The 8973-nt window shown below is 68.1% G+C and carries 8 protein-coding genes; 6 read left to right on the top strand and 2 right to left on the bottom strand.

Annotated features, from left to right (window positions below):
• Window positions 1-184: 184 nt before the first annotated feature.
• Window positions 185-2491 carry a DNA helicase PcrA gene (gene pcrA, locus AB0M24_RS41000; protein ID WP_363779301.1) on the bottom strand — a complete coding sequence of 769 codons (2307 nt, stop codon included), beginning with the start codon at window positions 2489-2491 and terminating at the stop codon, window positions 185-187.
• Between the two features lie 281 nt (window positions 2492-2772).
• On the opposite strand from pcrA, the gene AB0M24_RS40995 reads away from it, so the two are divergent.
• Window positions 2773-3033, top strand: coding sequence for a chorismate mutase (locus AB0M24_RS40995; protein ID WP_363779299.1), 261 nt, complete (start codon window positions 2773-2775; stop codon window positions 3031-3033).
• A 21-nt stretch (window positions 3034-3054) separates the two neighbouring features.
• Here the strand turns inward: AB0M24_RS40995 and AB0M24_RS40990 are convergent, their stop codons facing one another.
• A complete protein-coding gene (locus tag AB0M24_RS40990) occupies window positions 3055-4107 on the bottom strand; it encodes a histone deacetylase (protein WP_363779308.1) in 1053 nt (350 codons plus the stop codon).
• 70 nt (window positions 4108-4177) lie between these two features.
• On the opposite strand from AB0M24_RS40990, the gene AB0M24_RS40985 reads away from it, so the two are divergent.
• The 5 genes from AB0M24_RS40985 to AB0M24_RS40965 all read left to right on the top strand — a co-directional run bounded on the left by AB0M24_RS40985 (window position 4178) and on the right by AB0M24_RS40965 (window position 8969).
• Window positions 4178-4504, top strand: coding sequence for a hypothetical protein (locus tag AB0M24_RS40985; protein WP_363779297.1), 327 nt, complete (start codon window positions 4178-4180; stop codon window positions 4502-4504).
• 104 nt (window positions 4505-4608) lie between these two features.
• The gene (locus AB0M24_RS40980; protein WP_363779295.1) at window positions 4609-5451 is read left to right on the top strand and encodes a hypothetical protein; all 843 of its coding nucleotides are present in this window, start codon (window positions 4609-4611) and stop codon (window positions 5449-5451) included.
• Between the two features lie 238 nt (window positions 5452-5689).
• Window positions 5690-6460, top strand: coding sequence for a hypothetical protein (locus tag AB0M24_RS40975; RefSeq protein WP_363779293.1), 771 nt, complete (start codon window positions 5690-5692; stop codon window positions 6458-6460).
• 166 nt (window positions 6461-6626) lie between these two features.
• On the top strand, window positions 6627-7499 hold the full coding sequence (locus AB0M24_RS40970; RefSeq protein WP_363779291.1) for a hypothetical protein: 873 nt from the start codon (window positions 6627-6629) through the stop codon (window positions 7497-7499).
• Between the two features lie 150 nt (window positions 7500-7649).
• Window positions 7650-8969 carry a serine/threonine-protein kinase gene (locus AB0M24_RS40965; protein WP_363779289.1) on the top strand — a complete coding sequence of 440 codons (1320 nt, stop codon included), beginning with the start codon at window positions 7650-7652 and terminating at the stop codon, window positions 8967-8969.
• The last annotated feature ends 4 nt before the right edge of the window (window positions 8970-8973 follow it).

The raw sequence follows: 8973 nt of genomic DNA, 5'->3' as shown, positions 1-8973 counted from the left end.
CAACTCGACGAAAAGCGTGTCGAGTTGACACCCCTGACCTGGCGCGGCCAACGATCAGCCACGACTCGTGACGGGACCCACCCCACCTATTCGTTGTGCGGTAAGGGCAGCTCGGCTTCGCCTTCGGGGCGCCTCGCCTTCGGCCTCGGGCTTGGGTGGCCCGCCTTGGCGTGCGAGAGGCTGGCTAGAGCTTGGTCATCGGGACGCTGCCTATCAGCATCAGGCGGACTGTGCCCGAGCCGCCGAAGTCGATCGTTGCCGTTGCTCGTAGGCCCGCGCCGTCCACTGCCACCACTCGGCCCAGGCCGTACTTGTCGTGGGTTACTCGGTCGCCCACTTCCAGCTTCATGGCTGGGGCGTCCTTCCAGCCCGCTTTGCCCGGGGCTGGGCGGGAGAGGCCCCTTGAGGCTATGCCGCCTGAGGCTGAGCGGCCCCAGGTCGTGGCGGCTGCCGGGGCCGAGCGGGAAGGCTCTACTCGGCGCCAGTCGAGCAGGTCTGGCGGGATTTCCGAGAGGAAGCGGGAGGCCGGGTTCGCTGAGGGTTGGCCCCAGGCTGAGCGGACCAGGGCTCGTGACAAATAAAGACGTTGTTGGGCTCGGGTGATGCCCACGTAGGCGAGGCGGCGTTCTTCTGCCAGTTCGGCTGGGTCGCCTAGTGCTCGCATGTGGGGGAAGACGCCGTCTTCCCAGCCCGTGCAGAAGACGACCGGGTATTCGAGGCCCTTGGCCGTGTGGATGGTCATGAGGGTGACCACGCCGTCGGACTCGGCGTCCGGGATCGAGTCGGCGTCGGCTACCAGGGAGACGCGTTCCAGGAAGGCTGGGAGGGACGGGACCGGGTCTGCGCCTTCCGGGAGTTCCAGTTCGGTGAACTCGCGGGCGACGGTGACCAGCTCGTTGAGGTTTTCGATCCTCGTGTGGTCCTGGGGGTCCTCGCTGGCTTCCAGTTCGGTGCGGTAGCCGGTTTTTTCGAGGACGGCTTCGAGGATGTCGGCCACGTCGTCCTCGCGCGCGACCATCTCGCCCAGTTCGTCCATCATCTCGACGAAGCCCGCGATGGCGTTGCGGGAGCGCGGGTTCAGCATCGGGACGCGGTCGAGGTCGCGCAGGGCTGCGGCGAAGCTGATTCGTTCGCGTTCGGCGTAGGCGCTGACGCAGGCTTCTGCTCGGTCGCCGATGCCTCGCTTGGGGACGTTGAGGATTCGGCGGAGCGAGACCGTGTCTTCCGGGTTGGCCAGGGTTCGCAGGTAGGCCAGGGCGTCGCGGACTTCTCGGCGCTCGTAGAAGCGGACGCCGCCTACGACGCGGTACGGGAGGCCGAGGCGGATGAAGATTTCCTCGAAGACGCGCGACTGGTTGTTGGTGCGGTAGAAGACGGCGATCTCGCTGTTGTTGACCTCGCCGCCGTCGACCAGGCGGTCGATCTCGTTGGCCACGAAGGCGGCTTCGTCGTGTTCGTTGTCGGCTACGTAGCCGACGATCTTCTCGCCCTCGCCGAGGTCGGACCACAGGGTCTTGTCGCGGCGGTTGGGGTTGCGGGAGATGACCGCGTTGGCCGCCGTGAGGATGTTCTGGGTGGAGCGGTAGTTCTGCTCCAGCAGGATCGTGGTGGCGTCCGGGTAGTCGCGCTCGAACTCCACGATGTTGCGGATCGTGGCGCCGCGGAAGGCGTAGATCGACTGGTCCGCGTCGCCCACCACGCAGAGCTCGGCCGGCGGGACCTCGCCGCCCGCTTTGCCGACCAGCTCGCGCACCAGGGTGTATTGAGCGTGGTTGGTGTCCTGGTACTCGTCGACCAGGACGTGGCGGAAGCGGCGGCGGTAGTGCTCGGCCACGTCCGGGAAGGTCTGCAGGAGCTCGACCGTGCGCATGATGAGGTCGTCGAAGTCGAGGGAGTTCGACTCGCCCAAGCGGCGCTGGTAGACCGTGTAGACCTCGGCCACGCGGCGTTCCAGGTCGTTCGTGGCCTGGGCGGTGGCGGTCTCCGGGTCGATCAGCTCGTTCTTGAGGTTCGAGATGTGCACGGCGAGGGTGCGCGCCGCGTACTTCTTCGGGTCGAGATCGAGGTCGCGCGCGACGAGGGTGATGAGGCGGCGCGTGTCGTCGCTGTCGTAGATCGAGAAGTTCGACGACATGCCCAGGGTCTTGGCATCGCGGCGCATGACCCGGACGCACATCGAGTGGAACGTCGACACCCACATCGAGCGGGCGCGGGCGCCCACCATGTCGGCCACGCGCTCCTTCATCTCCGCGGCGGCCTTGTTCGTGAACGTGATGGCCATGATCTGGCCGGGGTGCACGTCGCGTTCCGCGAGCAGGTAGGCGATCCGCCTGGTGAGGACGCGCGTCTTGCCGGAGCCGGCGCCCGCCACCACGAGCAGGGGCGAACCGGCGTGCTCCACGGCACGGCGCTGCGCGGGGTTCAGGTCGTCGAGCAGGTGGCCCGCGCGGGAAACGGGGGGACTTGAGGGCAAGTCGAACAAGGCGCTCATCGTTCATCCACGGTACCGGGCGGCACCGACAAATCCCGTACCGACCGACCATGTGTTCGATGAAGTGCCGGTTCTCAACCACCGGGCGGGTTTGGCGGCGGCCGTCCGATCTGTGCAACACTGGGCTCATGCGCGCGACGTACTTCGAGTTTTTCTACGGGATCCGGACTCCGGCTCCCGTGGTCGTCTAGCGCTGAAAAGCCACCACGAAGCCCCGGAGTCCTCGGACCCCGGGGCTTCGTTGCTTCCGGGCCAGGGCTCGAAGAGTCGAGAGGTCGACGATGATGGACACCACCACCGAGCCGGACATCAACGAGCTGCGCCAGGAGATCGACCACCTGGACGCGGAGATCCTGCGTCTCGTGCAACGCCGCGTCGAGATCTCCAAGATCATCGGAGCCGCGCGCATGGCCGCCGGCGGCACCAAGATCGTGCACAACCGCGAGATCGACGTCCTCAACCGCTACAAGCCGCTCGGTCCCGAGGGCAAGGACCTCGCGCTGATCCTGCTCAAGATGGGCCGCGGCCCGCTCGGCAGGTAGAACGACGCCCTGGGCCCGGTGTCACAGCACGCCGGGCCAAAAAGGCTTCAGGGCCTGGCGGAGAAGGTCGAAGTCCGCGTCCACGAGCTGGGAGTCGTCCGGTACGTAGGCGAGCGGATCCTCGAGCAGTGGTTCCGGCAGCCTCAGCAGACCCTCCACCAGCGAGTGCAGGCACAGCGCGGAGTAGCCGCGCAGGTAGCCGCCCTCCTGGGTGAGCACGACCCGCGTTCCGAACGACGCCACTCGCTGCCCGATCTCGCGGTAACCCGATGCGGTGATGTTGTGACGGCCGTTGGGGTCGAACGCCGAGCCGTCGAACCCCGACGCGCACACCAGCAGATCCGGTGCGAACTCGCGCAGCAGCGGGAAAGCGATCTCGTCCAGCGCGCGCGTGTACGCCGTGTCGCCCGCACCCAGTGACAGCTCGATGTTCACGTTCCTGCCGTCAGCGCCCACCTCCGACGGCGCACCCGTCTGCGGGTGGTTCGTGCCCCACGAGCCGTGCCGCATGTGCACGGAGATCGTCAGCACGTCCGGACGGTCGTAGAACACCTCCTGCGTGCCGTTGCCGTGGTGCACGTCCCAGTCCAGCACCGCGACCCGCATCCCTTGCCGCCGCGCGGTTTCCGCCACCAGCGCCGCGTTGTTGACGAAGCAGTAGCCGTCCGCCATGTCCGGCTGCGCGTGATGTCCAGGCGGCCGTACGAGCGCGTAAGCCAGCGCAGCACCGGATTCCAACGCAGCCAACGACGTTCCCGCCGCCGCGCACGCCGCACGCCACGTTTCCGGCCCCACGACAGTGTTCACTTCCAACGCCACACGCTCGGTCACGCGCAACGAGTCGAGGTAGCCCGCGGTGTGCACGCGGAGAAGCTCGTCAACGGACGCATGCCTCCCCTCGTGCCACGTCAGGTGCTCCGCGACCGGGCCGTGCGTCAACGCGTGCCGGAACGTCCGCAGCCGCGCCGCGTTCTCCGGGTGCGGTTCGGCCACGTCGAGCCACGGCCAGGAGCCCGGCAGCTCCCACAGTCCCTCGCCGGCGTCGTGCTCGAGGCAGTCGTCGTGCCAGAACATGTCCACCCGAATCGGATATCAGGGCGATCACGGATGGTCCACCGGAAAAATCTGGAGGCACACTGGAGTCATGGGCCTCATCGCCGCACTGATCGCCATCGCCGGCCTGCTCGCCGCCTTGGCGCACGACGCATACCTGGGCTTGCTCGGTTCGGCCGCGAACAAGAAGGGCCTCGCCGGAGCACCTGTCTCGCAGTTCGTCCGCAGCCGCTGGAAGACCGCCATCATCACGACGGTCGGCGCGGTGATCGGCCTGCTGATCACCAACGGCGACACGGTGAGCGCCGACGTGATCGGCTCGATCATCGCGGGCGGCAGCGGTCTGGCCGCGCTCAACGGCGTGCAGAAGACGCACAAGCAGCTGAACAGCGGTCAAGCGCAACTCCCGCCCCGCTAGAAAAACCACACCATCGTGTGTCACTCGTCCTGAACGCCCCCTTTTGGTTGGTTCGGTACGTCCGGACGGCCCTACTCTGATTGCGTCGCAGAGGGGTGTCGGGGATGGACGAACTGCCGGGCAAACATCGTCTCGACGACGGGCTCGCGCAGCCGGAGCTGTCGGCGCGCCCCGTCGTCGGGGGCGATCGCATCCCGTTGCCCCGCCGCCGCCAGATAGACCCGCTGCAGGACACCGACGGGCTCCGGAAGTTCAACATCGGCCTGGTGCCCGCCTCGGTCACGCCACCGCGCACGTGGAAGCGCGCCGCCTGGTTCGCCGTCATCTCGTCGGTGCTCGTGCTGGTCGGGCTGAGCGTCGCCGCGGCCAAGCTGGTCAGCGGGGGCGGCGCGGTCGAGACGATCGGCCTGCCCGGTTACCCCTCCGAAGTGCCGCAGATCGCCACGCTGCCCACCGGCGGCACCAGCCCGTCGGCCACGGGTACCAAACCGTCCACCGCGGGCACCGGCAGAGGCGCTCCCGTCCCCGGCACGGGGGCGAGCACGCCGGGCACCAGCGGCCCGGCCGTCAGCACCAAGCCGTCCGGCACCGCGCCGCCCGTGATCACGACGGTCCCGGTCACCCAGGCGCCGATCGTCGACGGTTCCAAGATCGCTCAGCAGACCGAGCACTTCTACCGCGCGATGGCGGCGAACGCGGACACCGCGCTCGCCATGACCACGGACACCGTGCGGTCGAACGCCGAAGCGCTGCTGGAGGGCAGGCTCGCCGACATCTCGCTGATCGAGGTCAAGGAGATCGTGGTCGACCCGAGCAAGGGCCTCACCGTCAGCCTGTTGCAGGTGACGAAGAAGGACGGCTCGGTCAGCACGGAGAAGCGCGAGCTCAGCTTCACGCTCGGCGACCTGCCCTTGATCAACGGTGAACGGTTGAAGCCCACGGGCTGAAAGATGCGGCGAAGTGGCTAAAGGTCACGGCCCGAGTTACCGACCGTAGTAAGTAGCACCTTCGAGCGAATCCTGAGCGCCGCTGAACGCCACGGACGGATGAAGTCCAGTCAGATGCTGGCGTCGTTACGCGCAGCCACGGTACGTCTTCAGGTGACCACGGACAGTACGGAGGACGAGACCAGTGCAGCGTCCCGCGACGACCGGGCGGAGACACACCCGCGCCGGATCGATCAGCGTGGCTGAGCTGATCAAGCAGCAGCCGGTCCCCATGCGCATCCCGTCGAACGAGGAAGCCGCCACCGACGCTCTCGTCACATCGCTGCTCGGTCCCACCGAGACCATGACGAACATGGCCGCGACCACGGTCGTGATCCCGGTGGTGGGTCGCCGCCGCAGCAACCGCAAGAAGAGCCGCACCGCCAAGGTCGTCGGCCTGCTCACGGGCGCGATCGTGCTGGTCAGCGCAGTCTCGGGCGCGGCGATCCTCGCGGGCAAGCGGCCGGCGAACCAGGGCGTCCCGGTCACCGAACGACCCGTCGCGCTGTCCGGTGCGAGCGCGCTGCGGCCGGACGTCCTGTCGGCTCAGCTGCCGAACGAGAAGACGCCGCTGCAGACCGCCGCCGACACGCCGTTGCCACAGCCGTCCGCGCTGCTGCTGGAGACGCCGGAACCGACCACCCCCGAGGTCTCGGTCGGCCCTCAGCCGCAGGTAGACGTGGTGAAGAGGTTCTACGAGCTGCTCACGACCAAGCCCAACTCGGCGGCCAAGCTGCTGTCGCCGGACCTCGTCGGAGCGAACCCCAAGGAGTTCGTCGAGTCCTGGGGAATCATCAAGACGGTCAACGTCGACCAGACCTCCGTCCGGCCGGACGGATCGGTGCTCGCGGTCGTCTCCATGCAGGAGCTGGACGGCAGCTGGCTGCGCATCGAACAGCTCTTCTGGCTCACCGACACGACCCAGCCGCGCATCGTCGGCACCGAGGTCCTTTCGGCGCAGAGGAGTTAGGCCGCACCCAACTGGACTCGCCGTTCGCAGTCGAACGGTGACCGCTCGTCGCGAAAACCTGGTTCCGGTCGTGAAAATTCCCCCGAAGGGGTTACATCTCGGGTCACGATTCGGTATCCATGTTCCCGCCAGTGCGCGAACGCGAACTTGGAAGGGTGAACGAGCGGTGTCGATTGAGGACCATCGTCGGCGGCTGAACGGTTCGGCTGAGTCGACCGGCCAGCTGTCCGTCGCCGAGCTGATCGCCCGTCGTGAGGCGGAGACCGTGGAGATCCCGGTCATCACCGACGACATCACCCCCGAGGCCTTCGAGCCGACGATCAAGTTCAAGTCGGTCAAGACGCCCGGCAGCAAGAAGAAGCAGCCCATGAAGGAGCTGCACATCACGGAGCTGCTGCGCCGTGAAGGGCGTGCGGACGACACGCAGCGCGGCGGGTTCACCGTCGGCAAGCTGGCCGTCGCGGCCAGCGGTGGCGTGGTCCTCTGCGGTTCCGTCGCCTTCGCCGCCTCCTCGTGGCTCTCGCCGACCGACGAGCGCCCGCTCGCCGAGGTCCGGTTCGACGAGCGTGCCCAGGCCCGTGGCGCCAGCGCCGGCACCGAGGGCGTCGTGAAGCTGCCGTCGAACAAGACGCAGCAGGAAGACGCCACCGAGACCCAGTCGGCCGACCCGACGACGGAGCAGACCCAGACGCGCGTCGCCCCGTACGTCCAGACCCAGCAGCCGAAGGCGCCGACGCAGCAGACGCAGACCCAGCAGCCGACGCAGTCGCCCACCTCGCAGACGCAGACGCCGTCCACGAGCACGCCGTCCTCCGAGACGAGCCAGCCGAGCACGCCGCCGTCGAGCGAGACGCCTCCGCCGCCGAGTTCGTCCGCGAACCCGAACCCGCCGAGCAGCAGCACCCCGCCTGCCTCGAACCCCCTGCCCGCGCCGTCCAACCCGGTCGACGTGAGCGTGGACCTCGGCATCCTCGACCCGGTGCTCAACACCGTCGGGGACACGGTCGGCGGCTTCGACTTCTTCGCACCGGTGAACTAGCGCACAACCCGGTAGCTCAGCAGCCGCTCACGGCAGGGGTACCCTGTGCGGGCATTCCGGACGAGAAGCTGACTACCGCACGAGGAGCACGAGCGTGGGATCTGCTGCCGCAGCCGCAGTTCCGCTGTGTTGCACCCCCAGGGTGGTCTTGTGACGACGTCCGACACCTCGGACGGCCGTCTGATCGCCGACCGCTACCGCTTTCTCGACCGCATCGGCTCCGGCGCGATGGGCATCGTCTGGCGCGCCCACGACGAGCGGCTGGGCCGTGAGGTAGCCATCAAACAGCTGCTCCTGGCCCCCGGACTGGACGAGGCCGAGCAGGACGAGGCCATCCAGCGCGCCATGCGCGAGGGCCGCATCGCCGCCAAGCTGCACCACCCGAACGCCATCGCCGTGTACGACGTCGTCGAGGAAGACGGCGTCCCGTGCCTGGTCATGGAGTACCTGCCGTCCTACAGCCTCGCCGACGCGCTGGCCGAGGGCGGGCCGATGGACCCGATCGAGGTCGCGTCGATCGGTGCCCAGTGCGCCGCGGCGCTGGCGGCGGCCCACGCGGCGGGCATCGTGCACCGCGACATCAAGCCCGGCAACGTGCTGATCGCCGAGAACGGCGTCGTCAAGATCACCGACTTCGGCATCTCGCGGGCGTCGGACGACATCACGGTCACCAAGACCGGCCTGATCGCCGGCACGCCCGCGTATCTCGCGCCGGAGATCGCGCGGGGCCAGGACCCGACGCCGGCTTCCGACGTCTACTCGCTCGGTTCGACGCTGTTCGCCGCGATGGAGGGCGAACCGCCCTATGGAGTGAGCGAGAACACTCTCGGTGTTCTGCACGCCGTCGCGGCCGGGCGGATCAACCCGCCGACCGTCGACCACCCGCTCGCCGACACGCTGCTCTACCTGCTGAACTACGAGCCGGAAGACCGGCCGACGATGCCGCAGGCGCGCGAGCTGCTGGCGGCGGTGCAGAACGGGCGTTCGCCGTCGTTCAGCGGCCTGCCGGTGCCCGCGGGGCCCGATCCGACGACGATGATCGAACCCGACCGGACCCGCGTGGTCCGGCCGGCACCGCGCACGTCGCCGCCTCGGACGCCACCACCGATGGCTCCTGTCAAGCAGCAGGACAACCGGCCGCTGGTGGTCGCGGCAGTGGTTTTGGCTTTGTTGCTGGTGATCGGTGGCCTGATGGTCGCGCTCGGCGTGTTCAACAAGGACCGCGAGACGCCATCCGCGCCGCCGGCGAGCAATTCTTCGGTGGCACCGACGACCACCACGACGGCTGAGGTGACGACGACCACGCCCGAGGCAACGACCACGCGCGAAACGACGTCTACCACTACGACGACTACAACTACGACCACTACAACGACTACTACGACGACGACCACGCCTTCCAAGCCGTCGAGTTCGGTACCGCCGTCTTCGGCAGTCGTCACGACCACGACTCAACCGCCCGGGCAGTAGGGCT

The organism is Lentzea sp. NPDC051838 (genome assembly GCF_040681245.1).
GTDB lineage: Bacteria > Actinomycetota > Actinomycetes > Mycobacteriales > Pseudonocardiaceae > Lentzea.
The sequence above is the reverse complement of the archived record's forward strand: the minus strand, read 5'-3'. Positions and strand labels throughout refer to the sequence as shown.